The 26,153-nt window shown below is 46.2% G+C and carries 28 protein-coding genes and 1 pseudogene; 20 read left to right on the top strand and 9 right to left on the bottom strand.

The window, feature by feature from the left end; genetic code table 11:
• The first annotated feature begins 33 nt into the window (after positions 1-33).
• The 5 genes from NGM44_RS00345 (at position 34) to NGM44_RS00325 (ending at position 4,918) form a co-directional block, all read left to right on the top strand.
• The gene (locus NGM44_RS00345) at positions 34-2,337 is read left to right on the top strand and encodes a bifunctional prephenate dehydrogenase/3-phosphoshikimate 1-carboxyvinyltransferase (protein ID WP_253223717.1); all 2,304 of its coding nucleotides are present in this window, start codon (positions 34-36) and stop codon (positions 2,335-2,337) included.
• Between the two features lie 241 nt (positions 2,338-2,578).
• Positions 2,579-3,484 carry an EamA family transporter RarD gene (gene rarD, locus NGM44_RS00340; protein ID WP_253223716.1) on the top strand — a complete coding sequence of 302 codons (906 nt, stop codon included), beginning with the start codon at positions 2,579-2,581 and terminating at the stop codon, positions 3,482-3,484.
• 3 nt (positions 3,485-3,487) lie between these two features.
• A complete protein-coding gene (folB, locus tag NGM44_RS00335) occupies positions 3,488-3,847 on the top strand; it encodes a dihydroneopterin aldolase (RefSeq protein WP_253223715.1) in 360 nt (119 codons plus the stop codon).
• Entirely contained in the window at positions 3,844-4,266 is a 423-nt protein-coding gene (locus NGM44_RS00330; protein WP_253223714.1) for a 2-amino-4-hydroxy-6-hydroxymethyldihydropteridine diphosphokinase, read from the top strand. Before folB ends, NGM44_RS00330 begins: the two co-directional genes overlap by 4 nt.
• Positions 4,267-4,279: 13 nt before the next feature.
• Entirely contained in the window at positions 4,280-4,918 is a 639-nt protein-coding gene (locus NGM44_RS00325) for an FMN-binding negative transcriptional regulator (protein WP_253223713.1), read from the top strand.
• A 39-nt stretch (positions 4,919-4,957) separates the two neighbouring features.
• Here the strand turns inward: NGM44_RS00325 and NGM44_RS00320 are convergent, their stop codons facing one another.
• The 4 genes from NGM44_RS00320 to NGM44_RS00305 are packed head-to-tail and all read right to left on the bottom strand — an operon-like array spanning position 4,958 to position 9,662.
• Positions 4,958-6,205 (bottom strand): AAA family ATPase, encoded by a 1,248-nt coding sequence (locus NGM44_RS00320; RefSeq protein ID WP_253223712.1) that lies wholly within the window; start codon positions 6,203-6,205, stop codon positions 4,958-4,960.
• A 27-nt stretch (positions 6,206-6,232) separates the two neighbouring features.
• The gene (panD, locus tag NGM44_RS00315) at positions 6,233-6,616 is read right to left on the bottom strand and encodes an aspartate 1-decarboxylase (RefSeq protein WP_253223711.1); all 384 of its coding nucleotides are present in this window, start codon (positions 6,614-6,616) and stop codon (positions 6,233-6,235) included.
• A gap of 47 nt (positions 6,617-6,663) precedes the next feature.
• Positions 6,664-7,707, bottom strand: a complete 1,044-nt coding sequence (locus tag NGM44_RS00310; protein ID WP_253223710.1) for a lipid A biosynthesis acyltransferase — start codon at positions 7,705-7,707, stop codon at positions 6,664-6,666.
• Positions 7,704-9,662, bottom strand: coding sequence for an ATP-binding cassette domain-containing protein (locus NGM44_RS00305; RefSeq protein WP_253223709.1), 1,959 nt, complete (start codon positions 9,660-9,662; stop codon positions 7,704-7,706). Before NGM44_RS00305 ends, NGM44_RS00310 begins: the two co-directional genes overlap by 4 nt.
• Before the next feature lie 182 nt (positions 9,663-9,844).
• Here NGM44_RS00305 and NGM44_RS00300 point away from each other — a divergent pair, with 182 nt between their 5' ends.
• The 7 genes from NGM44_RS00300 (at position 9,845) to radA (ending at position 15,616) form a co-directional block, all read left to right on the top strand.
• Positions 9,845-10,081, top strand: coding sequence for a SlyX family protein (locus tag NGM44_RS00300; RefSeq protein WP_253223708.1), 237 nt, complete (start codon positions 9,845-9,847; stop codon positions 10,079-10,081).
• A 207-nt stretch (positions 10,082-10,288) separates the two neighbouring features.
• Positions 10,289-11,782: an outer membrane protein transport protein gene (locus tag NGM44_RS00295; protein WP_253223707.1), complete on the top strand. Its 1,494-nt coding sequence runs from the start codon at positions 10,289-10,291 to the stop codon at positions 11,780-11,782.
• A gap of 128 nt (positions 11,783-11,910) precedes the next feature.
• The gene (gene rpe / locus NGM44_RS00290; RefSeq protein ID WP_253223706.1) at positions 11,911-12,588 is read left to right on the top strand and encodes a ribulose-phosphate 3-epimerase; all 678 of its coding nucleotides are present in this window, start codon (positions 11,911-11,913) and stop codon (positions 12,586-12,588) included.
• The gene (locus tag NGM44_RS00285) at positions 12,588-12,890 is read left to right on the top strand and encodes a hypothetical protein (RefSeq protein WP_253223705.1); all 303 of its coding nucleotides are present in this window, start codon (positions 12,588-12,590) and stop codon (positions 12,888-12,890) included. The genes rpe and NGM44_RS00285 overlap by 1 nt, the downstream gene beginning before the upstream one ends.
• Positions 12,890-13,192 carry a hypothetical protein gene (locus NGM44_RS00280; RefSeq protein WP_253223704.1) on the top strand — a complete coding sequence of 101 codons (303 nt, stop codon included), beginning with the start codon at positions 12,890-12,892 and terminating at the stop codon, positions 13,190-13,192. Before NGM44_RS00285 ends, NGM44_RS00280 begins: the two co-directional genes overlap by 1 nt.
• Positions 13,193-13,255: 63 nt before the next feature.
• Positions 13,256-14,047, top strand: coding sequence for a hypothetical protein (locus NGM44_RS00275; protein WP_253223703.1), 792 nt, complete (start codon positions 13,256-13,258; stop codon positions 14,045-14,047).
• A 147-nt stretch (positions 14,048-14,194) separates the two neighbouring features.
• Entirely contained in the window at positions 14,195-15,616 is a 1,422-nt protein-coding gene (radA, locus tag NGM44_RS00270; RefSeq protein WP_253223702.1) for a DNA repair protein RadA, read from the top strand.
• Between the two features lie 90 nt (positions 15,617-15,706).
• Here the strand turns inward: radA and NGM44_RS00265 are convergent, their stop codons facing one another.
• The 4 genes from NGM44_RS00265 to NGM44_RS00250 all read right to left on the bottom strand — a co-directional run bounded on the left by NGM44_RS00265 (position 15,707) and on the right by NGM44_RS00250 (position 18,928).
• Positions 15,707-16,879 carry an iron-containing alcohol dehydrogenase gene (locus NGM44_RS00265; protein WP_253223701.1) on the bottom strand — a complete coding sequence of 391 codons (1,173 nt, stop codon included), beginning with the start codon at positions 16,877-16,879 and terminating at the stop codon, positions 15,707-15,709.
• A 337-nt stretch (positions 16,880-17,216) separates the two neighbouring features.
• Positions 17,217-18,077 carry an MBL fold metallo-hydrolase gene (locus NGM44_RS00260; RefSeq protein WP_253223700.1) on the bottom strand — a complete coding sequence of 287 codons (861 nt, stop codon included), beginning with the start codon at positions 18,075-18,077 and terminating at the stop codon, positions 17,217-17,219.
• A 4-nt stretch (positions 18,078-18,081) separates the two neighbouring features.
• A complete protein-coding gene (locus tag NGM44_RS00255) occupies positions 18,082-18,504 on the bottom strand; it encodes a DUF6691 family protein (RefSeq protein ID WP_253224696.1) in 423 nt (140 codons plus the stop codon).
• Between the two features lie 7 nt (positions 18,505-18,511).
• On the bottom strand, positions 18,512-18,928 hold the full coding sequence (locus NGM44_RS00250) for a YeeE/YedE family protein (RefSeq protein ID WP_253223699.1): 417 nt from the start codon (positions 18,926-18,928) through the stop codon (positions 18,512-18,514).
• 127 nt (positions 18,929-19,055) lie between these two features.
• On the opposite strand from NGM44_RS00250, the gene NGM44_RS00245 reads away from it, so the two are divergent.
• Positions 19,056-19,376, top strand: coding sequence for a helix-turn-helix transcriptional regulator (locus NGM44_RS00245; RefSeq protein WP_253223698.1), 321 nt, complete (start codon positions 19,056-19,058; stop codon positions 19,374-19,376).
• A gap of 88 nt (positions 19,377-19,464) precedes the next feature.
• Here NGM44_RS00245 and NGM44_RS00240 read toward each other — a convergent pair whose 3' ends face one another.
• Positions 19,465-20,391 carry a LysR family transcriptional regulator gene (locus tag NGM44_RS00240; RefSeq protein WP_253223697.1) on the bottom strand — a complete coding sequence of 309 codons (927 nt, stop codon included), beginning with the start codon at positions 20,389-20,391 and terminating at the stop codon, positions 19,465-19,467.
• A gap of 123 nt (positions 20,392-20,514) precedes the next feature.
• Here NGM44_RS00240 and hppD point away from each other — a divergent pair, with 123 nt between their 5' ends.
• From hppD to NGM44_RS00205, 7 genes and pseudogenes are all read left to right on the top strand, one after another.
• Complete coding sequence (gene hppD / locus NGM44_RS00235; protein ID WP_253223696.1) at positions 20,515-21,606, top strand: 4-hydroxyphenylpyruvate dioxygenase; 1,092 nt, start codon at positions 20,515-20,517, stop codon at positions 21,604-21,606.
• 368 nt (positions 21,607-21,974) lie between these two features.
• Complete coding sequence (locus NGM44_RS00230; protein ID WP_253223695.1) at positions 21,975-22,115, top strand: hypothetical protein; 141 nt, start codon at positions 21,975-21,977, stop codon at positions 22,113-22,115.
• Positions 22,084-22,485: pseudogene (locus NGM44_RS00225) on the top strand (Na+/H+ antiporter NhaC family protein); the annotation flags it as partial. The gene NGM44_RS00230 and the pseudogene NGM44_RS00225, both read left to right, overlap by 32 nt.
• A 177-nt stretch (positions 22,486-22,662) precedes the next feature.
• Positions 22,663-23,313 (top strand): maleylacetoacetate isomerase, encoded by a 651-nt coding sequence (gene maiA, locus NGM44_RS00220; RefSeq protein WP_253223693.1) that lies wholly within the window; start codon positions 22,663-22,665, stop codon positions 23,311-23,313.
• 216 nt (positions 23,314-23,529) lie between these two features.
• Positions 23,530-24,297, top strand: a complete 768-nt coding sequence (locus tag NGM44_RS00215; protein ID WP_253223692.1) for an ABC transporter permease — start codon at positions 23,530-23,532, stop codon at positions 24,295-24,297.
• A gap of 22 nt (positions 24,298-24,319) precedes the next feature.
• A complete protein-coding gene (locus NGM44_RS00210; protein WP_371923556.1) occupies positions 24,320-25,330 on the top strand; it encodes an ABC transporter substrate-binding protein in 1,011 nt (336 codons plus the stop codon).
• Positions 25,314-26,090, top strand: a complete 777-nt coding sequence (locus tag NGM44_RS00205; protein WP_253223690.1) for an ABC transporter ATP-binding protein — start codon at positions 25,314-25,316, stop codon at positions 26,088-26,090. Before NGM44_RS00210 ends, NGM44_RS00205 begins: the two co-directional genes overlap by 17 nt.
• Positions 26,091-26,153 lie beyond the last annotated feature (63 nt).

Raw genomic sequence — 26,153 nt, 5'->3', positions numbered from 1 at the left:
AATTATCATCAGTCAAATCGGGAAATATCGCCAATGGATGAGATGACAAAGCCACTGTTTGCCCATCTGTGCGTGATTGGGCTTGGGCTGATTGGTGCGTCGTTGGTGCAAGCGGTGCATAATGCCAATCAGCGTCGCAGCACACCGCTCGTCGGCAAAATCACCGCAATGGATACCAACGCCACAAGCATCAAAGATGCCATCAATGCCGGTGTGATTGCTGATGGTAGCACTCAGATTGGCGAAGCCGTCAAGGGTGCGGATATCGTGGTGATTGCTGTACCTGTCAAGGCGATGGCATCTGTGATGCACTCGCTCAAATCGGCGATGGATTCAGGCGTCTTGGATGCAGACTGTCTAATCAGTGATGTTGGTAGCACTAAGCAAAGTGTTGCAGCACTTGCTGATGAAGTTTTTGGCGCTCATCATCATTTTATCGGTGGACATCCGATTGCAGGTGCTGAGAACTCAGGCTTTCATGCCCGAAATGGCGAGCTGTTTGTACAGCATAAGCTGATACTATGCCCGACGGACAGTACGGATTTGACACAACTTTCCAAACTGCGTCAGCTATGGCAGGGCGTGGGTGCGGATGTCATCGAGATGGATGCCAAGCGTCATGATGAGATTTTGGCTTATACCAGTCATTTGCCGCATTTATTGGCGTTTAGCTTGACGCATCAGTTGGCAAGCCATGATGATAATTTGGATATTTTTCGTTATGCCGCAGGGGGCTTTCGTGACTTTAGTCGCATTGCCGCCAGTCATCCTGTGATGTGGCATGATATTTTTATTGCCAATAAATCAGCACTGCTCAACTCTCTAGATGAGTTTCAACAGCATCTGAACGAATTTAAAGAAATTATCGAGACACAAAATTCAGAAAAATTACTTAATTGGCTGGCGACCTCTCGCCATGCACGCCGTCATTTTGGGCATATGCTTGCCAAAAAATCCACACACAAACCCAATAGCATCATCACAACCGATGCCATCAAGGACACGATTATGAGTCAAAGCTACCATATCCGCCCCCAAAGCCACATTGCAGGTACCATCACCGTACCAGGGGATAAATCCATTTCACATCGCAGTATCATGTTTGGCTCGCTTGCCGATGGCGTGACTCATGTGAGCGGTTTTTTGCAAGGTGAAGATGCACTGGCGACCTTACAGGCATTTGCTAATATGGGTGTCAAAATCGAACGCGATGGCGATAAAGTCACCATTCATGGCGTGGGTATCGATGGCTTACAAGCACCAAAAGAGCCGTTGTATATGGGTAATTCAGGCACAAGTATGCGTCTGTTGGCAGGGATTTTGTCTGCTCAGCGTTTTGACAGCGTCATGACTGGGGATGTAAGCCTATCTAAGCGTCCGATGGAGCGTGTCGCAAAGCCACTGCGTGAGATGGGTGCCGTGATCCAATCGACGGGCGAAAAAGGCACAGCACCGTTATCAATCACGGGTTCGCAGTCATTAACAGCCATTGATTATACCTTGCCTGTGGCATCAGCACAGATTAAGTCATGCTTGATTTTGGCATCACTTTGGGCAAATGGCACGACCACTATCCGTGAGCCTGAAGTCAGCCGTGACCATACCGAGCGTATGCTGAACGCCTTTGGTTATCCTGTACATACTGATGGTAATGTCATCACGGTGACAGGTGGTGGACGCTTGACAGCGACGGATATCATCGTGCCTGCTGATATCTCAAGTGCGGCATTTTTTATGGTGCTGGGTGCAATCGGTGGCGGTGATGGCTTGACCATCCAAAAAGTCGGCATGAATCCAACTCGTACTGGTGTGATCGATATCCTAAAACTGATGGGTGCTGACATCACTGTGACCAACGAAACCATCGTCGGCGGCGAGCCAATCGCCGATATTACTGTTAAGCCATCGGATTTGCACGGCATTGATATTCCTGAGCATCTCGTGCCACTAGCGATTGATGAATTTCCTGTGCTGTTTGTCGCGGCCAGCTGTGCCACAGGTACAACCAAGCTGACTGGTGCAAAAGAGCTCAGAGTCAAAGAATCTGACCGTATTGCAGTGATGGCAGATGGTTTGGCGACTTTGGGTGTAGAATCAACTGTCCTAGAAGATGGTATCATCATCCAAGGTCGTGGTGTGGCAGGCGAGCGCAATGCCATCTTTGGCGGTGGTGTGATTGAGTCGCATCATGACCATCGTATCGCCATGAGCTTTGCGGTGGCGTCAGCTCGTGCATCTGATGAGATTATCATCCAAGGTACTGAGACGGTCAATACCAGTTTTCCAAACTTTGCTGAGCTTGCCAATGGCGTGGGCTTGTCAATTGATGTAAAATAATTCATCGTTGCAGTGCTAAATGGCACTTAGTGGTGCTAAACGAGACAACGCCTAATGGCTTATACTTGGTTGGCGTTGTCGTTTGATTTCTTTATAGCCTAAAACTTTGAAATAATACTTGCGTTAAACTCGCTTGTAGTACTGCTTGTACAACTTTGCTCGTTTGCCTTGTCTTATTTCAAATTTATTTGGCTATAAAATTTGCAAATTATTCTAAGTCATTTGCCAAAAGGAAAAAGCAATGTCCCAAACCGCCAAAATCGTCACCATAACCACGCAAGGGGTTGTGACTGCGTTGGCGGCGTTTTTAATTTGGGGTAATTTTCCTTTATATTTTAAGCACTTAAGCGCGTATGATGCCGTCGAAGTCATCGTGCATCGCGTGGTGTGGACTTTTGTGCTGCTTGCGGTATTTTTACTGGTTACGCGTCGCACGGCATGGCTTGGGGTGATTCGCCACAATCCCAAGTGGCTTGCTTTGACTTTCATTGCTGCACTGCTCATTGGGACCAATTGGCTGACTTATGTGTGGGCGGTGACGCACGATCAAGTGCTGGAAGCCAGTCTTGGCTATTTTATTAATCCGCTGATGGGCGTGGCGTTATCATTGGTTTTTTTGAAAGAAAAATTAAGAAAACTACAAAAAATCGCCGTGCTGCTTGCCGCCATCGCGGTTGGCATCCAGGTAGTGTGGCTTGGCGGCTTGCCGTGGGTGAGTTTGCTTCTGGCATTAAGCTTTAGCATCTATGGGATTTTGCAGCGGCAGACACCGTTTGATGCCATTGATGGCTTGTTTCTTGAGACGGCGCTGCTGTTACCGATTTGTCTGTTGTGGCTGTCGCAAGCAGGCGTGGCAAGCTCAAGCCTTGATTTGTGGCTGTCGCATGACATTTGGTTATTGATGCTTTCAGGGCCGATCACGCTGATTCCGCTATTGCTTTATAATAAATCCACCAAGATGGTAAGTTTTACTTTACTAAGCTTCATGGGATATTTAACGCCAAGTATTGTATTTTTATTGGCGGTGTTTTTGTACCAAGAGCCATTTACGCTCCAAAATATCGTGGTATTTGGTCTGATTTGGTTGGCATTATTAATTTTTAGTGTGGATTTGCTGAACAAACAACGCAAATCGACGCCAGGATGACAGATGAGTGATATTGTTTTTATTGAAGGTTTGCAAATTAACACTTTGATCGGCGTGTATTCGTGGGAGCGCGCCATCAAACAGCAGCTGATCATCGATGCTGAGATGGTCTGTGACATGACGCGCGCCATCAAGGATGATGATGTGGCGCATGTGATCAATTATAAAACCGTCTGTGAAGACATGGAGCGGCTATGCCACGAGATTCAGGCTGAGCTGCTTGAGACCTTAGCAGATAAGATTGCCGATCATGTACTACGCCATTATCCATGCAGTCAAATCACGCTCATCATCCATAAGCCGAACGCCATCAAGGACGCCAAAAGTGTCGGTGTAAAAATCGTCCGCAAGGCAGCTGTATGAGCGATAAGCAGGTCAGCGAAATCGTCATCGCGCTTGGTAGTAATCATGATGCCGAAGCAGCTTTTGCCTGTGCAACCGATGCGCTCAGTCAGCTTGGGAAGGTAATGATGTCTGATATAATATCAGGGCGCGATTTCACAGGGCGCAGTAAACGCATCTATCATAATTCTTGTGCGTATATTGTACTTACACAGCCTGTTAATTATACAGACATAGAAATTAAGCTTAAAACCATCGAGCGGCTATGCGGTCGTGATCCAGCCAAAAAATGCGCCGAGTACGATTATCAAGTGGCGATGGATTTGGACATCTTGGCAGTGTGTGTCGATGGCAAGTGGCAGCCAAACAGTGCACGCCTACCGTTCAAAAATCATGATCTTCAAGGATTAAGACAAGTCGCGGCTTTTTTATTAGACTAAAAATGGAATGGTGATGTTTATTCCAAGATCATTTAGCCAAACTGATCAATCAGCTATTGTTGATTTGATCAAAAATCACCCATTGGCAACCATCATCACAAGTGCCAATGGCGTACCTGTGGCAAGCCATGTGCCTGTACTGTATCTAAACGATGAGCAGGGTGAGCGGCTGATTACGCATATCGCCAGAGCCAATCCAATGTGGCGACACCTTGATACGCCTTGGCTCATCGTGTTCACTGGTGCTAGTCACTATATCAGTGCCAACTGGTACCCATCCAAGGCAGTCAGCCATAAAGAAGTACCGACTTATAATTATCAAGCGGTGCATATCACCGCACAGCCAAAGATAGTCGATGGCGTGGGTGCGGTAGAAATCTTGGCAAAGACAACGGACTTTTTTGAAGAAAAGCTTGCCAATCAAGTACTCGATCATCAGCCGTGGCAGCTGAGTGATGCGCCTGATGATTTTATCCAAACCATGTGCAAGGCATTGGTAGCGATTGAGTTTGATATCGTTGATATCAAGGCGGCTTTTAAACTGAGTCAAAATAAGTCTGATGAAAATCGGGCAGGTGTGGTGGCAGGCTTACAAGCATTGGACACGCATGATGCGCGTATTATGGCGGATTTGGTCATGGCTGCAAAATAACGCGATAATCTACCGCACTAAGCAATCTTAAAATCGGTCTTAAAACGGAATATCATCATCAGGATCTGAAATGCGATAGCTATTCAGCTCAATGATATGTTCGACTTGTGCCAGCGTGTCTGGATCAATGACTTCATCATAGTCATCAATTTCATAAAAACAATCATAATCATCAATCATCAGATAATAGCAGCGTGTCTCATCGATGTCTTTTTGGCTGGCGGCTTGATATAGTATTTCGCTTAGCTGATCTAGATTGGTAAAGCTTTGGTACAGCCCGCGCACACCAAACTGATCGATGGATTTTTGGTTGTTTTTAATCAATAAATCTAAAAAATCATCTGCCAATACTAATTTACAATTATACCGCTTAAGCTGAGTTTGTACTTGTACAAAAGGCGATATCGGACTGTTTAAAAAGATGTCCGTGAGCATACTGTGATCAAGCGGACTCATGATGATGATCTTGCCCATGCGACCGATCAACTCATCAGGCAAGCCAAACTCTGCAAGGCTTTTCAGGCTTGTGGGGACGAATTTTTTGCCATCACTGGGTGCGGCGATCTCTTGGGTAAAGCCGATGCTTTGGTTCGGTCTGAAGTGCTGTGCAAAGCTACCACCTAGAATGAACAGCAGATTTGAGCTGTCAAAAGATGCGTTATCATCTGTAGGAAAAGGTGCTGTTCCTTCAATAATACTTAACATTTCCATCGCCAAAGTTCGTCGATATTGTCCATGCTGATCTCTGGCATCTGTGGCGAAAAGTTTATCAAATTCATCAAAGAACACCACGGAGTGGCGCAGCTTGACAGCGTCATTCTCAGCCATCGCTTTTAGCCGTTTGCCGACATGCACCAAGTTTGTGCCGCGATAGCTGGCAGGGCTGAGATGGGTAGAATCGACGATGATAAAATTGATGTCAAACATTTGGCACAGCTGCTTGACCAAATGCGTCTTGCCGCTACCTGTACCGCCTGTCAAGAAGATCGGCGGCTGCTTTGTGCCAGTGGGCCTGGGTGGTGAATAGCGCGTGGCATCACCTGATAGCTCCAACTTGTCTTTTTGCGTCCGAAGCTGATCATATAACAGCCAGCGGGCGTTGTATTTTTGTTGATTTTCGATGGCTAATAACTGCGTATGGATCGCACTGGCAAGCTGTTTGAGTGCAGTATCTTGGTGCAAGATCACCTTAGATGCACGCTCAAAGATTTCTTGGGGTGTCGGAACTTCGCTCTCATAGGGGTGAGTTTTTAGACCGACTGCCAATTTGTGCAAAAGTTTTGACATAATACATTATTTACCAAATTTAAATAATTACCAAACTGTATTGGCAGGCTCGTAATGCATCACTGATGTGATGTGGTTATGCCCATCGACCAAGACAACATTGGGCTTATGAGTCTGTGCTTGTTCATCACTCATCATCACATAAGACATGATGATGACGATATCGCCTGCTTGTACCTTGCGCGCGGCTGCACCATTTAGACATACCACGCCGCTGCCGCGTTCGCCTGCGATGGTATAAGTTTCAAAGCGTTCGCCGTTGTTATTATTGACGATGCTCACCTTTTCATTGACCAAAATCCCAGCAGCATCTAGCAAATCGACATCAATGGTGATGCTACCGACATAATTTAAATTGGCTTCGGTGACGGTAGCGCGGTGAATTTTACCACCCAAAAGTGTGCGAAACATAGTGTTCTCCTAAGTTTATTTATAAATAATTTAAAATATACAATCAATCATGAATAATATTTTGTGCCATCGGCTTGGTTCTTGTAGCGGCGGTGAAACCACATCCACTGGCTGATATCTTTTAAGATATTCTGTTCAATCAAACGATTGACGCGTTCGGCATCTGCCACTTCGTCCGCCGATGGATAATCAGTCAGTGCAGGGCTTAGGCTGATGTGATAATGCGGACGGCGACCTGATGGAATGTGATCGGGCGTTTGGCGCACCATATCCATCATCAGCACCGCAGGCGGATTGGCTTTATCACCCATCTTGGCAAGGCGGCGCTGTGCGGTGATGGTCGCGGCAGGTACGCCAAAAAATGTCGCCATCACACCATTTTCTAGCCCAAAATCTTGATCAGGTGAGTACCAAATCACGCGACCAGCTTTGATGCGTGAAATCAGCTTTTTCATATCGCGGCTTGAGATTTGCTCATCAAAAATCCGACGACGCGCGTTATAAATAAACCACTCAAACAGTGGATTATTTTGGCAGCGATACACACAATCTGCACCAAAAAACTGCGTGCATAAACGACCGCCCAGATCAAGCGTGGTATAGTGTCCGCCTAACAAAATCACCGCTTTGCCGTCCTGCTGCGCACGTACTAGGTGCTGCAGACCTGAGATGCTAAAGCTTTTGATAAAGACATTCGGGCGATACCAAGCACATAGGCTTTCAAAGATACCGATGCCTTGATTGATGAACACTTGGCGGGTGATTTGCGCGCGTTCATCATCGCTTTTATTGGGAAAAGCTAGGCGCAGATTGGTCATCGTGTCCGTGACGCGGCGTTTGGCAAGGCGATGCACAAGCTTGCCGATGGCTTTACCGATCATAAACTGCACGCGCAGCGGCAGATAAATCAAAGGCAAAAGCAGTAGCATCGCGCACCAAATGCCCCAATAGCGCGGGTGCAAAAACGACCACTGAAACGGCAATGGCTTGGCAAGGTTGGTTTGCTTGTGATTGTCCGTCAGCTTTACCGCGCCTTTGGTCGATGTGGGCGTCGGGGTATTACCGCATGAATTTGTAGATCCGCAGCTCATTTTGCAATGCTCTCAAGTTCGTCCCAGCGTTCTAGTTTGTGAAGTAATTCTTCATCAATCGCGCCCAATCGCTTGCTTGCTGCCGTCGCTGCTGCAAGGTCGGTGGTGAACCAGCTGCCATCTTCTAATTTGGTAGAAAGTTCGGCTTGTTCAGCTTCTAGCGCGGCGATCTCATCAGGCAGGCTGTCAAGTTCGCGCTGCTCTTTATAAGACAGCTTACGCTTTTGGGTGGTGTCGGCTTTGGCAGCAGGTTTGGGGGCTGCAGTTTGGCTGTCGGGTTTTGCTTCAGTTTTATCCGCTAGTTTGGCAGGCTTGGGATTGGCTGCCAAAAACCGCTCATGCTGCACCAAATAATCTTCATAACCGCCGACATATTCGCGCACCACGCCATCGCCGTGCTTATCAGTGTCAAAGACCCAAGTCTGTGTCACCACATTGTCCATAAAGGCGCGATCGTGGCTGATGAGTAGCACCGTGCCTTCAAAATTCACCACAAAGTCTTCTAATAGCTCAAGCGTCGCCATGTCAAGGTCATTGGTCGGCTCGTCAAGCACCAGTACATTGGCAGGCTGTAGCAAGAGTTTGGCAAGTAGAACGCGCGCTTTTTCGCCGCCTGATAGTGCTTTGACAGGGGTGCGAGCGCGGTTCGGTGTGAATAGAAAATCTTGTAGATAGCCTAAAATATGTGTCTTACGACCCGCGACTTCGACATGGTCTGAGCCTTCAGAGACATTGTCCGCCACGGATTTTTCAGGGTCAAGATCATCTTTGAGCTGATCAAAAAAAGCGATGTTCAGATTCGTGCCAAGCTTGATCTTGCCGGCCTTGATCGCTGATTCATCAAGTCCTAAGATGGTCTTGATTAAAGTGGTTTTGCCCACGCCGTTTTTGCCGATAATACCGACTTTATCGCCACGAAGTAGCAGGGTGCTAAATTCTTTGAGCAGAATTTTATTGTCGTATTCTAGCGTTAAGTGATTGACTTCACAGATGATTTTGCCTGATTTTTCAGCGGTATTTTGGGCAAGGCTGACATTGCCGACGACATCACGGCGTGCTTTGCGCTCTTCACGCATTGCCTTTAAAGCGCGGACGCGACCTTCGTTGCGAGTACGGCGTGCCTTGATACCTTGACGAATCCACGCTTCTTCTTGGGCAAGTTTTTTATCAAATTCAGCAAAGCTTTTTTGTTCACTGGCAAGCTCTTGTTCTTTAAGCTCTTGGTAGCGTGTATAGCCGCCTGAGCCTTGATTGACATCGTAGCTTGACAGCTGACCACGATCAAGCTCAATGATGCGCGTGGCAAGTTTATCGACGAATTTACGATCGTGGGTGATGAATAGCACTGTTAAGCGTTCGTTTAATAAGAAATCTTCTAGCCAATTGATGCTTTCGATGTCGAGATGGTTGGTCGGTTCATCAAGCAGTAGCACATCAGGCTCGGTAACCAGCGCGCGAGCCAATAGTACACGGCGCTTACGACCACCTGATAATTCTGACAGCTCAGCATCGGCATCAAGCCCCATGCTATCAATGATGGCGCGCGCTTTTCGTTCAAAGTCCCAACCGTGTAGCACATCTAAAGTATGCTGTAGATGACTCATCTCATCACAAGCCTTGTTATCACCAAGGCCGCACGCATCGCTCGCCGCATGATAGGCTTTGAGCGCATCGGCGATTTGTGGATTGCCACCCATCACCACATCCAAGACGCGCGCTGATTGATTGGGGACATCTTGGGCAAGCATGGCAATTTTTGTGCCATCTTTAATCAAAACTTCACCATCATCCGCATGCAGCTCCCCTGTGATGAGCTTAAACAGCGTCGATTTGCCTTCGCCATTTCGTCCAATCAAACACACGCGTTCAAACGGCTCAAGGCTAAAATTCACGCCATCTAAAATCGGCGCAACTCCAAAAGCCAAATGGATATTTTTTAATTGAATCAGTGCCATAATAATTAATCAATCGTCATAATTTATAAAAATTGTCGTTCAACCTTTTATCATATCAAACTTTGGCGGTGATTTGTGCGAAAAATTGTGACGATTTTGTGCAAAATAGCGTAAAATAAGCGGTCAATTTACCCATGTTTTCGCCTTTAGTGGTGTTTAAAAGTCATTTATCAGAGTAATTTATGCCAAAGACAACCCATGCTGATCACAGTGTAGAAGACGCGCTGATAGAGCTGCAGACGCGTATCAGTTTTTTGGAAGATATGTGCGATAAGCTTAACGATGTCATCGCGCGCCAAGACCGCCAATTGACCGATTTACAAGACCAATTGCGCCTTGTGTATCAGCAAGTAACCGCCAAAGATGAAGTGGGCATTGCACCATTTGATCTGCTTGCTGATAAGCCGCCGCATTATTAATATACATAAGCTGCGCATAAGTGATGGCGTCCAAATCGCGAGCAATGACGAATCAGTATTCAAAAATATCAAACTATTTCTTGAATTTGTGCATTTTTTCGCTTGTGTTGCGTTTTGTTTTGTTTTAATATACGAAAGACAAGACGGCTGCCGAACTAAAGGAATATGGCGCGTTTTGTTTTTAGGGAACTTTTATTGGAGATTAATATGACTGTATCATTTGGCTATAAAGCACTAAGCCTGGCTGTCGTTGCAGGATTGGCAGCGACCACCGCCCAAGCGGCAGGCTTAGATCGTTCAGGTCAAGATGTGACTGCATTTTTACAAGATGGCACTTATGCGGAAGCGGTTTATACCTATATCGACGCTGATGTGACTGGTAAAGACACCAGTGGTAACAGTGTGGGTGACGCGGCTGAAGCGTATGACTTTTTCCGTTTCGGTGTCAAAGGCGATATCAATGATCGCTTTAGTGTCGGTGTGCTGTATGATGAGCCATTTGGTGCAGCGGTACAATATCATGGCGATAATAACTTTGTAGCGAATGGCAATAGTGCAACGGTGGCAGGTGTTGCGTTGATTAAGGGGGAATTGGCAAATACAGCATTGCCAGATTCTCTTAAGGCAGTGGCTGGACAATTGGCTGATTCTATTGATACGCCCGAAAAAGCCAAGATGCTTGCAGCTGCATTAAAAAACCCTACACTATTAGCACAATACCCAGCAATTGCAAGCCTTCCTGTTGCGCAGCAAGCTGGATTGCAAGTTGCATTGAGCAATCCAGCGATTGTTAAGGATCTTGCTGATGCGGGTGCAAAGCTTGATACTGTAGCAAATAATGCCGCAGCACTAGATGGGGAGGGCACCAATGTTGAGATTCGCACCAATAATGTGACTGCTTTGGTTGGTGCCAAATTTGGTGAAAAGCGCAATTTCCAAATCTACGGCGGTCCAGCGATTCAACGCCTAAATGGTCGAGTACATCTGCGCGGTGTGACTTATCAAGGTGCACAAGGTTATGATGCACGCATGAGTACTGATACTGATGTGGGTTGGGTAGCAGGTATTGCTTATAGCAAGCCTGAGATCGCTCTAAAAGCAGCACTGACTTATCGCTCTGAGATCGAGCACGAAACGCACATGGCTGAAACTTTCCCGAACTTGGCATTGCGCGGTATCGAGCCAACCACAGGTCGTAACTTTAAAGTAAAACTACCAGAGTCAGTAAACCTTGACTTCCAAACAGGTGTCAATCCAACCACGCTATTGACTGCCAAAGTACGCTATGTGCCATGGTCAGACTTTAACATCACGCCGCCAACTTATTCAGATGCAGCGCGTATGTCTAACCCAACCGCTTATCCAAATGGCTTGCCAATCGTGAGCTATTCAAAAGACCAATGGTCAGCTGAAGTGGGCTTGGGTAAAAAGCTAAGCGACAAACTGGCAGTATCAGGTGCAGTGGGCTATGACTCAGGCGCAGGCAACCCTGCAACTTCTCTAGGTCCAATCGAGGGCTACTGGAGCTTTGGTCTGGGTGCTAAGTATAATGTGACCCCAGAATGGTCAGTGTCAGTAGGCGGTAAATATCTGAAATTCGGTGATGCAACCGCGCAGCTGCCGACTGGCGCGCATGTGGGTGAATTCACGGATAATGACGGCTTCATCGCAGGTGTGAAACTTGCTTATCAAGCAAAATAATCCGTCGATGACACACGAAAACGGTTTGGCTCATTGCCAAGCCGTTTTTGTTTGTGCTGAATTTCTTTTCGTTTGGGTATAAATTTGGTATCATAAGCGAAATTTATCATTATTTTGGAAAACTGATTATGACCAAGCCTTTTTTGATTGCTCCTTCGATTTTATCAGCAGATTTTGCGCGTCTGGGCGATGATGTCAAAGCCGTGATGGATGCTGGTGCTGATGTGGTGCATTTTGATGTCATGGACAATCATTATGTACCCAATCTGACCTTTGGTGCGATGGTTTGCCAAGCGCTCAAAGACTACGGCATTACCGCGCCCATTGATGTGCACCTGATGGTATCGCCTGTGGATCGTATGATTGAAGAGTTTTTAAAAGCTGGAGCGGATATCATCACCTTTCATCCCGAAGCGACTCAGCACATCGATCGCAGCTTGCAGCTGATCAAAGATGGTGGCGCTAAGTGTGGCTTGGTATTCAATCCTGCCACGCCACTACATTATCTGGATTATACCATTGATAAAGTGGATCAAATTCTGCTGATGAGCGTAAACCCTGGCTTTGGCGGTCAAAAATTCATCGATGGCACGCTCAATAAACTCAAAGAAGTGCGTCAGCGTATCGATGCCAGCGGTCGTGATATTCGCCTAGAAGTTGATGGCGGTGTCAATGTTGCTAATATTCGTGCGATCGCTGAAGCGGGTGCGGATATGTTTGTTGCAGGTAGTGCGATTTTTAATCAGCCTGATTATAAAGCAGTCATCGATGCGATGCGTGCTGAGCTTGCCAAGGTAGGTGCTTGATGAGCGGGCAAAAAAGCGTTGTGCCGATGAGTTTCACCATCGGGCTTTGCTTGGCGAGTATCTTGCTGAGTATAGCAGGCTATGGCTTTCGCTTGATGTTCGGCGATGATGTCGGTGAAGTGATGCGTCATGCTGCCGTTGTTGTGCCAAGCTTTGTTATCGGCGTGCCTGTGCTGATATGGCTTGGCAGTGTGGGACTGAATAAAATGGGTAAGACAAATATCCATCCGCGCAACGCATTGACATTCGGCTGGCTATTATCCACCGTCGCCTTATTGTCCATCATGGGGGTGTATAGCTGATGCTTAGCAAGTTCATTCCTGATATTATCACGCCTAAGGGCATTCCTAAGGGTATGATTTTATTATTAATTATCGCCTGTCTGCTGATTGGGCTGTCGGGTCTGCGTTATGGTGGACTAGAAGGGTGGCTGCACGTACTAGAAAATTGGCTGGTTTGTTTGATCATCATTCCTGCTTTTACTGCGCTTGTTGCCATGCCGATGAAGTGGCGCGATGACAGCTTTGATGTCAAGATGGCGTATTATCTGGGGATGTTTGTGGCGTTTTTATTTATGATGGCTAAGCTTCGCTATTGGCGATGAGCTTGAAAATCTCAAAATAAGCCTTATAAATAGGATAAATTGGCTAGGAAAAACAACAAAGATATGTACAATACCGAACAATTACAAGAATGGCAAGACTTAACCATCGCTGAGCGTCTGCAGATGATCAGTGATTTGTGCAGTGCAGATCTGAGCGATGATGACGCGCTAGCGGTGCTGCATGAGTTGTTTTTTATGGAAATGGAGTTTGGTGCCAATCCTAAAGTCACCGATGCACTGGCGATGGCGATCGCTGAACGCATTGATCCACAGATTGTCGAGAAAATGGCAGAAGAGCTTGGCGTGCCATCGCCTTTGGCTGCCAATGATGCACCAAAAAAACGCCGTACGCGACGCAAAAAAACTGCTGATACTGATGCTAATGCAGCACAAAATGATCAATCAGCTTTAGCGGGCGCTGATCAAGCCGAAACTACACCAAAAAAACGCACGCGTCGTAAAAAAGTCGCTGATGGCGAAAATACTGCTTCCGATGTCGATACTGATGTCAAAGCAGAGCAGTCTCAGGCAGAAACCGGCGCACCCAAAAAACGCACACGCCGTAAAAAGTCCGACACACAAACCAAAGGCAAATCAAGAAATCGTCAGCTTGCGCAAGAAACGATGCTGGAATTTGTCGAAAATGAGCAAGGCGTGATGGTGCTGCGAGAGATGGGTAGTGATGAGATGCTTGTGAGTATCGAGTTTTCGGATAAAGTTAAAGAAATGCTTGGTATGGATGTGCGCATGGTCGGACAAGCCATGATTCATGCAGCGATCGCAAGTGTGGTTCAGCGTCAGGCGAATTTTTGGCACGCACACGTCTATGACGAAGAGCCGGTGCATTATAGCTAAATCGCTGACACCTGAATTAGGCAAAAAGCTCAAATCACGGATTTGGGCTTTTTTTGTTTGGGCTGTGCTATGTAAAACCTTGTCCAAAAATCCCTAAAAATGCTACAATTTGCCAATTTATCATTGATTTACCATAGGAAAAATCTCATGGCAAAGGCCAAATCTAGCTATGTCTGCCAAAATTGCGGTGCGATGTATGGCAAATGGGCAGGGCAATGTACCGACTGCGGAGAGTGGAATACACTGATTGAAGCATCCAACACTGTCTTACCACATCACACCAAAAAATCAAGCAGTACAGTAGCTGCTCCTCGTAAGACTGCCAACTATGCAGGGGCAACCAGTGGCGTGATGACGCTGGACAATGTTGGCGTGACGCTGGAGACTCGGATGCCGACAGGGATTGGCGAGTTTGACCGTGTGCTGGGCGGTGGACTTGTGGCAGGGTCGGTGGTGCTGATTGGCGGTGATCCAGGGATTGGCAAATCGACGATTTTATTGCAAACTGCCATTAATATGGCAGCAAGTGACAGTCTATCAGGTTCTGCGCTTTATATCACTGGTGAAGAGAGTCTGTCGCAGGTGGCGATGCGCGCCAAGCGATTGGGCTTACCGACTGACCGCCTGCGAGTGCTGGCTGAGACCAATGTTGATACCATCTGCATGGCGTTGACCGCAGAGCAGCCAGCGATTGCGGTGATTGACTCGATTCAGACACTATTTACTGAGATGATACAGTCCGCACCTGGGGGTGTGGCGCAGATTCGTGAGTCGGCGGCGATTTTGACTCGCTATGCCAAGCAGACAGGCACAGCGCTGTTTTTGGTGGGTCATGTGACCAAAGAAGGGGCGCTGGCTGGACCTCGTGTGCTTGAGCATATGGTGGATACGGTGCTGTATTTTGAAGGGGAGTCGGACAGTCGCTTTCGTATGATTCGTGCGGTGAAGAACCGTTTTGGGGCGGTTAATGAACTGGGTATTTTTGGCATGACAGATACGGGGCTAAAAGAAGTTGCCAACCCGTCGGCGATTTTTTTGAGTCGCTATGATAAGCCGATTGCAGGGTCGGTGGTGATGGTCAGTCGTGAAGGCACTCGACCGTTACTGGTTGAAGTGCAGGCATTGGTGGATAGTTCGCAGGCTCAGCCACGACGCATGGCGCTTGGTCTTGATTATCAAAGATTGTCTATGCTCTTGGCGGTCATGCACCGTCATGGTGGTATTCACACCAGTGGCATGGATGTGTATGTCAATGTCGTCGGTGGTGTCAAGGTGATGGAGACAGGTTCGGATTTGGCGGTATTGCTCGCCTGTGCATCCAGCATCCGTGAAAAAGCATTGCCAAATCGTCTGTGCGTATTTGGTGAAGTGGGTCTGTCAGGGGAGATTCGCCCTGTGCCAAACGGTCAAGAACGCCTAAAAGAAGCCATGAAACACGGCTTTACCCATGCCATCGTCCCCAGAGCCAACGCACCACAAGCAGGCAGTCGTCAGTTTGCAGGCATCACCATCATTGCCGTGGATAGACTAGATGATGCGATTTATCAAGCGTTTGAGATTGATGGATAGGGCGGCATTTGGATGAATAAAACACCCCAAAGGCTTATCTTAAGCGTTTGGGGTGCAGGCTCTTAGATTGGCTTATGAATATTTGATGCTCTACATTGCTGCTTTAAAGATTTCCACAACTTGTGCATGCGTGGCTTTTCTTGGATTGGTTAGCATACAAGCATCATTTTGGGCATTGGTTGCCATGACATCCAGATCCTGCTCTTTGACGCCCAGTTTCGTCAGACCATTTGGAATGCCGACATCGGCCGCTAAGTCCTTGATGGCATCAATGGCAGCATAGCCTGCTTGCATCGGTGTCAGTCCATAAGTGTCAACACCAAGAAGCTTGGCGATGGCAGCATAGCGTTCAGGTGCGGCGATGAGGTTGAATTCACATACATGTGGCAATAATACAGCATTACACACGCCATGCGGTAAATTATAAAATCCACCAAGTTGGTGTGCCATCGCATGTACATAGCCCAGTGATGCATTATTAAATGCCATGCCTGCCAAATATTGGGCATAACTCATCGCTTCTCTTGCTTCAATATTTTCGCCATTAGCCACCGCTTGACGCAGCCATTTTTGGATCATGACAATGGCTTTTTCGGCACAAGCATCAGTAATCGGCGTGGCATCGGTTGATACATACGCTTCTATGGCGTGCGTCAGTGCATCCATACCAGTTGCCGCTGTCAGTGAAGCAGGCTTAGGCACCAATAAGCGAGGATCGTTAATAGCGATCAATGGTGTGCAGCGCCAATCAACAATCGCCATCTTTACATGCGTATCGGTATTGGTAATAATACAAAAACGGGTCATTTCAGACGCTGTGCCAGCGGTGGTATTGACAGAAATTAAGGGCGTCATCGGTACGCTGCTTTTATCCAGTCCTTCATAATCTCGGATATTGCCGCCGCCCGCTGTTACCAGTCCAATGCCTTTGGCACAGTCGTGCGATGAGCCACCACCCAAGGAAACAATAAAATCACAACCTTGATCGTTAAATACATCCACGCCATCATGAACATTTTTGTCAGTTGGGTTGGGTTCGGCACCTGAATAAATATGGCTATCCACATTGGCTTTTTTTAGATGCTCGGCGATGGTGTCGGCAACACCAGCTTTGTGCAGACCTTGATCGGTAACAATCAATGCTTTTTTTGCACCCAAATTTTTGGCTTGTTCGCCAATCTCTTGGACGCAACCTGCACCAAATAAAGAAACGCAAGGGATATAAAAACCACGGGTGTAGTCTTGAATTTGCTTAAACGCCATAACAACTCCTTTGAAATTAGCTCAGTTAAATGATAAATTCCGTTATCATGTAACCGCTTTCCATTTAAAATACACCATAAACAGTGTGTATTAACCCACCACTTGCAGCACATGTGAAATTAACTGAATGAACAAGTGATAACTTAATATACTGATTTCATCCGATTATGGCAAGTTAAATTTTTGTCATAATTCTTGATTATTTGTTATTTTTACATAATAAATCATAAGATTTACACTTGCTTAAGGTTCTTTGCATCACGAGAATCCTCAAAATAAAGCAGCAGCTTAGATTAATTCCAGCTGCTGCTTGATATAAATGACAAACAAGACAGATTTATCTAAACTGATTCAACGGAATCTTAAGATAGCTGATGTCATTATCCTCTGCTTGTGGCAAATTACCCGCTTGCAAATTGACCTGAATGGATGGCAAAAGTAGCTTAGGCATGGCTAGGGTGCGATCTTTGGCATCACGCATGGCAACAAATTGTTCTTGATTGACGGTCGTATTGATGTGAATATTGTGCTGTTTTTGGGTACCAATGGTGGTTTGGTGACAGAATTCATCACGAGACTTTGGCAAATAATCGTGGCACAGAAAAACTTTGGTTACATCCGGCAATGTGTAGAGTTTTTGAACCGATTGGTATAGGGTCTGACTGCTGCCCTTAGGAAAATCACAACGAGCTGTGCCATAGTCTGGCATAAATAGCGTATCACCGACAAAAACCGCATCATCAATCAAATAGCTCATGCAAGCAGGCGTGTGGCCTGGTGTTGCAATCGCTGTGGCGGATAATGTACCGATTGCAAAGCTTTCATCATCTTGAAAAAAATAATCAAACCCCATCATTGCATTGGCGGACTTAAAATCCAGATGATAAATCTCACCAAAGATACTTTGTACTTCATCAATGCGATGACTGATGGCGATTTTGCCACCGAGTTTTGATTTCAGATAACTGGCAGCACTTAGATGATCGGCATGAATATGCGTCTCAAGATGCCATGCTACCGTCCATGCTTGTGCATTGATATAGGCGATGATGTCATCGGCAAGTGTGGTATCGGTGCGAGCACTCGGCATATCAAAGCCAAGCACACTATCAATAATGACACAGACACCACTTGTGTCATCAGCGACGACATAGCTAAAGGTTTGGCTATCTTTATCAAAAAACTCTTTAATAATCATCCGATTATCCTTTATTGAGAATATCATGCAGAGACATGGTTATCAGCATTGGCAACATAAAATACAGTGATTGCAGTTGACCCAGGCCCACTAGGCTGATTGCAGGTGCAGGGCAAATCCCCACCAAGCCCCAACCAACACCAAACAGCATCGCACCAATAATCAGTCGAGCATCGATGACGGTCGCCGTCGGCAAACTGAAAGCCTCACCCATCAGCGTATGTGCTTGTCGTTTGGCAAGGCTAAATGGCAATATGGCAACCCCAATCGCACCTACCATGACAAAAGCAAGGCTGGGATCCCATGTACCAAATACATCCAAAAAACCAATAACTTTGGCGGGATTTGCCATACCAGACACTAGCAAGCCTGCACCAAACAAGAGTCCAAATCCAAGTGCTAAGATATTTTTGGCTAATTGATTCATCATGCACCTACACCACTATACCCAATAATCGCATCATAAGCACGGTCAATATCCCTGCCATCATAAAAGTCAATGTCGCTACCACAGATCGCAAGGATAATCGTGAAATGCCGCAGATGCCATGACCGCTTGTGCAGCCCGAGCCGAGCCGCGTGCCCAAACCAACCAACACGCCTGCTATGATGAGTAAGCCAGTTGAATCCGTCAGGATGATGTCATCTATAGTTATCCAGCCAAACATCGATGCCAATAGGGCGGATAAACCAATACCGATCAGAAAAAATAAGGCAGGGCTGATTTTGGTTTTGGGCAAAGTTGCAATCATGCCACTGATGCCAACGACTTTACCAGTGGTATGCAAATAGCCGACAGTTGCTGTGCCAATCATCACGCCACCAAGCAGGGCTAATAAAAACGGATGCATTTCAATTCCTAATTCACAACAATTTATTTTATTATAATATATAAAATTATATAATGATAGTCGATTTTAACGGTAAATATGTTAAAATATGCCAAGCTTATAGCCCAACTACCTCTTGAGGATTCCAATGGATCAAAATAACAAATCCAAACCGTTTGATAAAGATATCAATTTTGACGCTTTACCACGGGTCATGGATGTGCTCAAAATACTTGCCAACCCTGAGCGACTGAAGATTGTTTGCGTACTTGGTGGGGGTGTTCTTAATGTCGGTGAGATTGAAGTCTTGACCGGTGTGACACAGCCAACGCTATCACAGCAGTTGGGAATTTTGCGTAAATCGGGGATTGTTCACACCCAAAGACAGGGCAAGTATGTTTATTATTGTGTGGCAGATCAAAAAGTAGTACAGCTTATCGCTCAGCTTCACGAATTGTATTGCCAATAAGCTACCGCATTTTATTACCTAGAGCAGATTAAACTATGTCCCAAGAGTATGGTATTTTTGGGCATTTTCAATATGATTAATAATTATTTTAAATAACCTTATTAATTTCCCCAACCGAATCATGCCACACTTTACTATAGTTAATCAAAAACGCTTCAAACGCCATGACAGCAGGGGAGGTTGAGCGATAGCGATGTTTGTATAATAAAAATTTGTAGCTGATTTGTGGTTCGCTGATGGGCACCATGACAAGATTTTGTTCATTGACCCAAGCTTTGGCATAGCCTAGTGCCATCGTCATACCCAAGCCTTGTTTGACCATACCGAGTGCCGTGGATAAAAAATTGACTTCATAATCACTGCGAAATACCTTGGCGCTGATATCAAGTGGCAGATGATCGGCGATATAGTTGGCAAATGGCTCTTGTAAGGTGATGAGTTCGCCATCACTCATCTCACTCCAAGTCAAATCAGAGCGAGATGCCAAGGGATGATCGGGGCGTACCACCAAGCGAAATGGCGATGAAAATAGCTCAGTCGCTGACAAATCGGTATGATAAGCAAACGCAGGACCAACGCCCAGATCCGCTTCTAGTGTCTGCACCGAGTTAATGACATCTTCGACAGAGCAATCAATCAGATTGACCTGAATATCTGGATAAGCCTGCTTAAACTGCTTAATCAGCTCAGGCATGGCAGATGCGGCAAGTTGCTGCGGTGCTGCGATACGCACTTTGCCTTGATGAAAATCCTTGAGATCGGCAATCTCATTACCCAGTACCTGCATATCATGGATAACTCGTAGGGCATGGGGCAAAAGTCGCTCGCCTGCTTCTGATAGATGCATCTGCCGTGTGGTTCGGTCAAATAGCCGAGTATCCAGCTGATTTTCCATCTCTTTGATCAGTCCGCTCAATGATGACTGAGTCAAGTGCAGCTCATCGGCGGCTTTGGTAAAGCTTTTGTGACGAGCGACGCTGACAAAGGCTTTGAGCTGGCGAAAGGTGATATTCATGGTCAAATCCGATAAATTCAAGAAAAAATCAATTTGTGCATAAGCTTGCGCTATTTTAAGATAAGGCACATATCCTTTACAAGTATCGAGGGATTTATTTTTTGAACCAACCAAGGAATGATTATGGCAGATTTATTCGAAAACCCAATGGGATTGTGCGGCTTTGAATTTGTAGAATTTGCAAGTCCGACACCAAATGTGCTTGAGCCATTGTTTGAAAAAATGGGCTTTACGCTCGTTGCCAAGCATCGCTCAAAAGATGTGCTACTGTACCGTCAAGGCGGCATTAATTTTATCGTCAATCGTGAGCCGAAGTCTGAGGCGATGTACTTTGCCAATGAGCATGGCCCATCGGCGTGTGGTATGGCGTTTCGGGTGCGTGATTCGCAGTTTGCTTATCAGCGTGCTATTGAGCTGGGTGCTCAGCCTGTACAGATTCCGACATCGGTGATGGAGCTTCGCCTGCCTGCGATTAAGGGCATCGGTGGTGCGCCTTTGTATTTGATTGACCGCTATGAGGATGGCAAATCGATTTATGATATTGATTTTGAATTCATCGAAGGGGTGGATCGCCATCCGGTCGGTTATGGCTTTTCGGTGGTGGATCATCTGACGCACAATGTCTATCGTGGGCGGATGGATTATTGGGCGAAGTTTTATGAAAAATTGTTCAATTTCCAAGAAATTCGCTATTTTGACATCAAAGGCGAATACACAGGATTGACCAGTCGTGCGATGACTGCACCAGATGGCTTGATTCGCATCCCATTGAACGAAGAGTCCAAGCAAGGCGGCGGTCAGATTGAAGAGTATCTAATGGCGTTTGGCGGTGAAGGTATTCAGCACATTGCGCTATTGACCGATGATTTGCTCGGTGCGATTGACAAGCTACGAGCTGCTGGTATTCCGCTGATGACTGCGCCAAATGATGCCTATTATGAGATGCTTGATGAGCGTCTGCCAAATCATGGCGAAGATGTCAAAGCGCTACAATCTCGTGGCATCTTGCTTGATGGTACGACCGAAGGTGGTCAGCCACGCCTGTTGTTGCAGATTTTTTCAGAAACGGCACTTGGCCCTGTGTTCTTTGAATTTATTCAGCGTAAGGGCGATTATCGTGAAGGCTTTGGCGAAGGCAATTTCAAGGCATTGTTTGAGAGCCTTGAACGAGATCAGATCCGCCGTGGTGCTTTGGATGTCGATGCCGCTAAATAATTGGTCATCAGGCCGCTTGGTGAGTATTTGCCAAGCGGTTTTTTGTTTTTAAAATCAAGGGATTAACTGTGTTACAATTAGGGATGATGGTTGATGATTGTTAAAATTAACTACTGTGCCGTTTTGCTGTGCTTGATGGTTGTTTTAAATTTTTTCAACCAAGTCTGATGGGGTTTGAAAATCAAAATTTTTATAAATTTGTTGATAATCTCATTAGGCAAAATTTTCACCCATGAAGTTGTAAGGATATGGATATGGATATGAATGATAAAACCACGGCATTATTGACCATCAGCCCGACTCAAGCGGTGGTGGTGGCAGGCGTGATGGTGGCTGTGCTATCGGTGACGATGATTGCATGGGGTTGAGTGCCGCATTTATCGCTGCTTTTGGTGATTTTGGGCTTACTTGTGTTTGGATTTGTCAAAGGTCTGACATTTGACGCCATGCAAGATAAGATGATTGGCGGTGTGGCGACAGGGCTTGGGTATTTTGCCTGTGCTGCTTGATGGGATGCGCCACATTCTCACCAAAGCCAGTCGTGGCGTGGCGGCAGCAGTATTCACATCCTTGGGCATCAATGCCTTGGTCGGTGAGCAGTATTTAAGCTTATTATTATCAGGCAATGCGTTTTTGCCTGAATACAAGCGGCTGGGCTTACATCCAAAAAACCTATCTCGTACCATTGAAGATGCAGGCACGGTCATCAATCCGCTTGTGCCGTGGGGCGTATATGAGGGCTTTTTGGCAGGGACATCTGGGATGCCTGTGGTGGTGTATCTGCCGTATGCATTCTTTTGTTATCTGTGCTTTGTCTTGACGCTGATTTTTGGATTTACAGGCTTTACCATTACCAAGTTGCCATCGCAAGCAAAATAAGCAATATGAAGTTTACATCACTGATATATGGTTTTTTTTGCAATATTTATCAGTTTTTGTGGGTTATGAAGTGGTGATTTTTTGATATAGTATTGCTATCAATTTGATGGGTTTCAAAGCTTGGGAGTGCTTTGGGATTTGTTAGTAAAATGATTGGATATGTCAAAAGGAATGCGTATGAAACTATATTCTTATTTTCGCAGTTCAGCATCTTATCGCGTGCGTATCGCGCTCAATCTAAAGGGATTATCCGCCGATATCATCCCTGTAAACTTGGTTAAATCGGAACAAAAAGACGCTGCTTATACTGCCAAAAATCCCCAAGGGTTGGTGCCAAGCCTTGAGATTGACAGCACAACAGGCAGCATGGTGTTGGCGCAGTCGCTTGCGATCATCGAATATCTTGATGAGCTTGATTCATCTGTGCCACTGCTGCCAAGTGATCGTGATGGGCGCGCTATCGTGCGCAGTCTTAGCCAACTGATCGCTTGTGAGATTCATCCATTGAATAATTTACGCGTGCTAAAATATCTAACAGGTGAGCTGGGTGTCGATGAAGCGACAAAAAATGCATGGTATGCACACTGGATTCACGAAGGATTTCGCGCGCTAGAAGCAGAATTAAACAAGCACGCAGGGCAGTTTTGTTATGGTGATACGCCAACGATGGCGGACTGCTGCTTGGTGCCACAGGTGTTCAATGCCAAGCGCTTTGAAGTGGATTTGAGCGCATATCCAACCATTAATCGCATTGTGACAAATTGCCAAAGCCTAGATGCCTTTATCCAAGCTGCACCTGCCAATCAGCCTGATGCGCCAAGTGCTTGATTGAAGTTTGATATTAAGCGCCAACTTTAATCGAATCGTAAATCTTAAACCCCAAAACCCCAAAACCCCAAACCAAAAGCTGTTTGGGGTTTTGTTTTTTGTACCATGATATTTAGCAGTTACAAAGCTATGATAAGCTTATGCATAAAGCTGGGACAAATATGCTAAAATGGCACAATTTTATCGCCATTTTCACCAATCGCTAAGCTACCCATCATGACCATTCGCCCATTTCGTCTGATTCGCCACTATGCACGGCATTATGCGCTGGTGCTGGCTTTGCTTGTGCTGTGGCAAGCGGTGATTGGTGCGGGACTTGTGCCTGATTATTTGCTGCCAAGTCCATGGCAGATCATACAGGCGCTGATCGATGATGCGCCGCTGCTTGCCATGCACGCCAAATATACGCTTGCGACGGCGTTTATCGGTACGCTGATTGGCTTGGTGTTAAGCTTTGTGCTGTCGATTTTGATGGATTTGTCGCGCATTTTTCGCCAAAGTGTCTATCCGCTACTGCTACTGAATCAAACCATCCCAACGATCGCGATTGCGCCGCTATTGGTGATTTGGCTTGGCTACGGTATCGCGCCAAAAGTGGTACTGGTGGTGCTGTCGGTATTTTTCCCGATGACCATTGCGCTGCTTGATGGCTATCGTTCGGTGAGTGCTGATGCGCTCAATCTGTTTCGCTCGATGAATGCCACGACTTATCAGACTTATCGCCACCTAAAGATACCGTCGGCGATGGGATATTTTTTTACAGGATTAAAAGTTGCTTTAAGCTATGCCTTAATATCAGCGGTGGTGGCAGAGTGGCTTGGCGGTTATCATGGGCTTGGCGTGTATATGACGCGCGTGCGCAAATCATATGAGCTTGATAATATGTTTGCGGTGATTTTTTTGATCAGTTGCTTGACTTTATTGTTAATCGCACTGGTCAAATGGTGCGAAAAACGCGTGATGGCGTATCAATTTGTTAAATAATTTTATAAATTTAAGTGTAATGATGATGAAATTTATCGGTAAAAAAACAGGCTTAAAACCCACCACTTGGCTAAAACCTGCCGCGCTGTTATTGGCGATGGCTACCTTGAGCGCCTGCCAAGACAAACCCGCTGTCAGCGCCGATGGCAAGATGCTTGAGCCGTTGGTCATCGCGCTTGATTGGACGCCGAATACCAATCACACAGGGCTGTATGTCGCGATCGAAAATGGCTATTTTGCCAAGCAAGGCATCGATGCTACGATCGTACAACCAAGTGAAGACAGCACATCGACATTGGTTGCCAATCATCGTGCGGATTTGGGCGTGTATTTTCAGCCAAATATGGTCAAACGACTGAACAAAGGCGAGCCAATTACCGCGATTGCTGCCATCACTCAGCATAACAGCGCAGGGTTATTATCTTTGGCAAGCTTGGGCGCGAACACACCGCAAGATCTGCACGGTAGGCGATATTCGACATGGGAAGATCCGATCGATGATGCGACAGTGGCGGCGGTGGTTGGTGCGCCATTGAACAAAATCCCTGGTGAAGCGACTGACGCGACGATGGCGCTGCGCATGGATCAGTTTGATTTTATCCTAACCTATTATGGTTGGGACGGCATTCACGCCAAGATTAAAGGTGTGGATACGAAGTTTTTTTATCTAAAAGACGCAAACCCTGTTTTTGACTATTATTCTCCGATTCTCATCGCCAATACCGATGCGCTCAAAGAGCAGCCAGACAAATACAAAAAAGCCCTAGCTGCGATCAAAGAAGGCTATCTGTACGCTGCCAACAATCCTGAACAAAGTGCCGAAATCCTACTCAGGCACGCGCCTGAGATCAATCCTGAGCTTGCTAAGCAAAGCCAAGCTTATCTGTCTGGTTTATATCTGGATGATCAAGGCGATTGGGGGCGATTTGACTATGCGCGTTGGGATCGGTTCTTTGGCTGGGTGAATGCGCAGGGCTTGACAGATAAGCCGCTGCCACCACAAGCAGGCGTGACCAATGACTATTTGCCATAATGCAATGATGTCGCCTGTATCGTCTGTACCAAAACTACAGCTAGATGACATCAGTCATCGATTTGGCAGTGATGGCGTAGCGATTTTTGAGCATCTGACACTGTCAGTGATGCCGCGATCGGTGGTGAGCATCATCGGCACAAGCGGTGTGGGCAAGACGACACTGTTTGACATCGCAGCAGGCTTGTTGCGCCCAAGTACAGGGCAGGTGCTGATTGATGGGATGGAGCGCACAGGTCTAACAGGGCAAGTTGGCTATATGCTACAAAAAGACTTGCTGCTGCCGTTTAAACGCGTTTATGACAATATTGCACTGCCATTGACTTTACAAGGTAAAGACAAAGTGCAGATACGATCGCAGATTGAGCCATTATTACCAATCTTTGGACTAGATGGCTTGACGGATAAATTCCCCCATCAGCTCTCAGGTGGTCAGCGCCAGCGCGCGGCATTGCTACGCACTTATCTATCCAATGCCGATCTGATGCTGCTTGATGAGCCGTTTTCGGCATTGGATTTCGTGACTAAGACCGAGATGTATGATTGGTTCACGCAGTTTCGCCAAAAACAAGGCTTAACTTGTCTGCTCATCACTCATGATATCGATGAAGCGTTACAATTATCCGATGAAATCTATGTCTTAAAGGGTGCTCCTGCAGTGTTGGCGAATCATTTTTGTTTGCCACAAGATGATGATTTTGTACAATCGGTGGCGTATCTGCAACTAAAACAAGCGATTTTGAACGCTTATCGCACTTAACTGAACACATTAAAATTAAGCCAAAATCAGTTACAAACTGCGCACATCAAATCGCTTGCAATT

This window comes from Moraxella sp. FZFQ2102 (assembly GCF_024137865.1).
In the GTDB taxonomy this organism is placed as follows: Bacteria; Pseudomonadota; Gammaproteobacteria; order Pseudomonadales; family Moraxellaceae; genus Moraxella.
This window is presented reverse-complemented; position numbering and strand designations above follow the sequence as displayed.

Coding starts and splice junctions, on each gene's coding strand:
- NGM44_RS00245 (WP_253223698.1), top strand. CDS start 19,056: ATGGATCAAAATAACAAATCCAAACCGTTTGATAAAGATATCAATTTT.
- NGM44_RS00310 (WP_253223710.1), bottom strand. CDS start 7,707: ATGAGCTGCGGATCTACAAATTCATGCGGTAATACCCCGACGCCCACA.
- NGM44_RS00325 (WP_253223713.1), top strand. CDS start 4,280: ATGTTTATTCCAAGATCATTTAGCCAAACTGATCAATCAGCTATTGTT.
- NGM44_RS00205 (WP_253223690.1), top strand. CDS start 25,314: ATGACTATTTGCCATAATGCAATGATGTCGCCTGTATCGTCTGTACCA.
- NGM44_RS00300 (WP_253223708.1), top strand. CDS start 9,845: ATGCCAAAGACAACCCATGCTGATCACAGTGTAGAAGACGCGCTGATA.
- NGM44_RS00240 (WP_253223697.1), bottom strand. CDS start 20,391: ATGAATATCACCTTTCGCCAGCTCAAAGCCTTTGTCAGCGTCGCTCGT.
- NGM44_RS00255 (WP_253224696.1), bottom strand. CDS start 18,504: ATGAATCAATTAGCCAAAAATATCTTAGCACTTGGATTTGGACTCTTG.
- NGM44_RS00305 (WP_253223709.1), bottom strand. CDS start 9,662: ATGGCACTGATTCAATTAAAAAATATCCATTTGGCTTTTGGAGTTGCG.
- NGM44_RS00250 (WP_253223699.1), bottom strand. CDS start 18,928: ATGCATCCGTTTTTATTAGCCCTGCTTGGTGGCGTGATGATTGGCACA.
- NGM44_RS00210 (WP_371923556.1), top strand. CDS start 24,320: ATGATGAAATTTATCGGTAAAAAAACAGGCTTAAAACCCACCACTTGG.
- rpe (WP_253223706.1), top strand. CDS start 11,911: ATGACCAAGCCTTTTTTGATTGCTCCTTCGATTTTATCAGCAGATTTT.
- rarD (WP_253223716.1), top strand. CDS start 2,579: ATGTCCCAAACCGCCAAAATCGTCACCATAACCACGCAAGGGGTTGTG.
- NGM44_RS00330 (WP_253223714.1), top strand. CDS start 3,844: ATGAGCGATAAGCAGGTCAGCGAAATCGTCATCGCGCTTGGTAGTAAT.
- NGM44_RS00280 (WP_253223704.1), top strand. CDS start 12,890: ATGCTTAGCAAGTTCATTCCTGATATTATCACGCCTAAGGGCATTCCT.
- hppD (WP_253223696.1), top strand. CDS start 20,515: ATGGCAGATTTATTCGAAAACCCAATGGGATTGTGCGGCTTTGAATTT.
- NGM44_RS00265 (WP_253223701.1), bottom strand. CDS start 16,879: ATGGCGTTTAAGCAAATTCAAGACTACACCCGTGGTTTTTATATCCCT.
- folB (WP_253223715.1), top strand. CDS start 3,488: ATGAGTGATATTGTTTTTATTGAAGGTTTGCAAATTAACACTTTGATC.
- NGM44_RS00260 (WP_253223700.1), bottom strand. CDS start 18,077: ATGATTATTAAAGAGTTTTTTGATAAAGATAGCCAAACCTTTAGCTAT.
- maiA (WP_253223693.1), top strand. CDS start 22,663: ATGAAACTATATTCTTATTTTCGCAGTTCAGCATCTTATCGCGTGCGT.
- NGM44_RS00215 (WP_253223692.1), top strand. CDS start 23,530: ATGACCATTCGCCCATTTCGTCTGATTCGCCACTATGCACGGCATTAT.
- NGM44_RS00285 (WP_253223705.1), top strand. CDS start 12,588: ATGAGCGGGCAAAAAAGCGTTGTGCCGATGAGTTTCACCATCGGGCTT.
- NGM44_RS00345 (WP_253223717.1), top strand. CDS start 34: ATGGATGAGATGACAAAGCCACTGTTTGCCCATCTGTGCGTGATTGGG.
- NGM44_RS00275 (WP_253223703.1), top strand. CDS start 13,256: ATGTACAATACCGAACAATTACAAGAATGGCAAGACTTAACCATCGCT.
- panD (WP_253223711.1), bottom strand. CDS start 6,616: ATGTTTCGCACACTTTTGGGTGGTAAAATTCACCGCGCTACCGTCACC.
- radA (WP_253223702.1), top strand. CDS start 14,195: ATGGCAAAGGCCAAATCTAGCTATGTCTGCCAAAATTGCGGTGCGATG.
- NGM44_RS00295 (WP_253223707.1), top strand. CDS start 10,289: ATGACTGTATCATTTGGCTATAAAGCACTAAGCCTGGCTGTCGTTGCA.
- NGM44_RS00320 (WP_253223712.1), bottom strand. CDS start 6,205: ATGTCAAAACTTTTGCACAAATTGGCAGTCGGTCTAAAAACTCACCCC.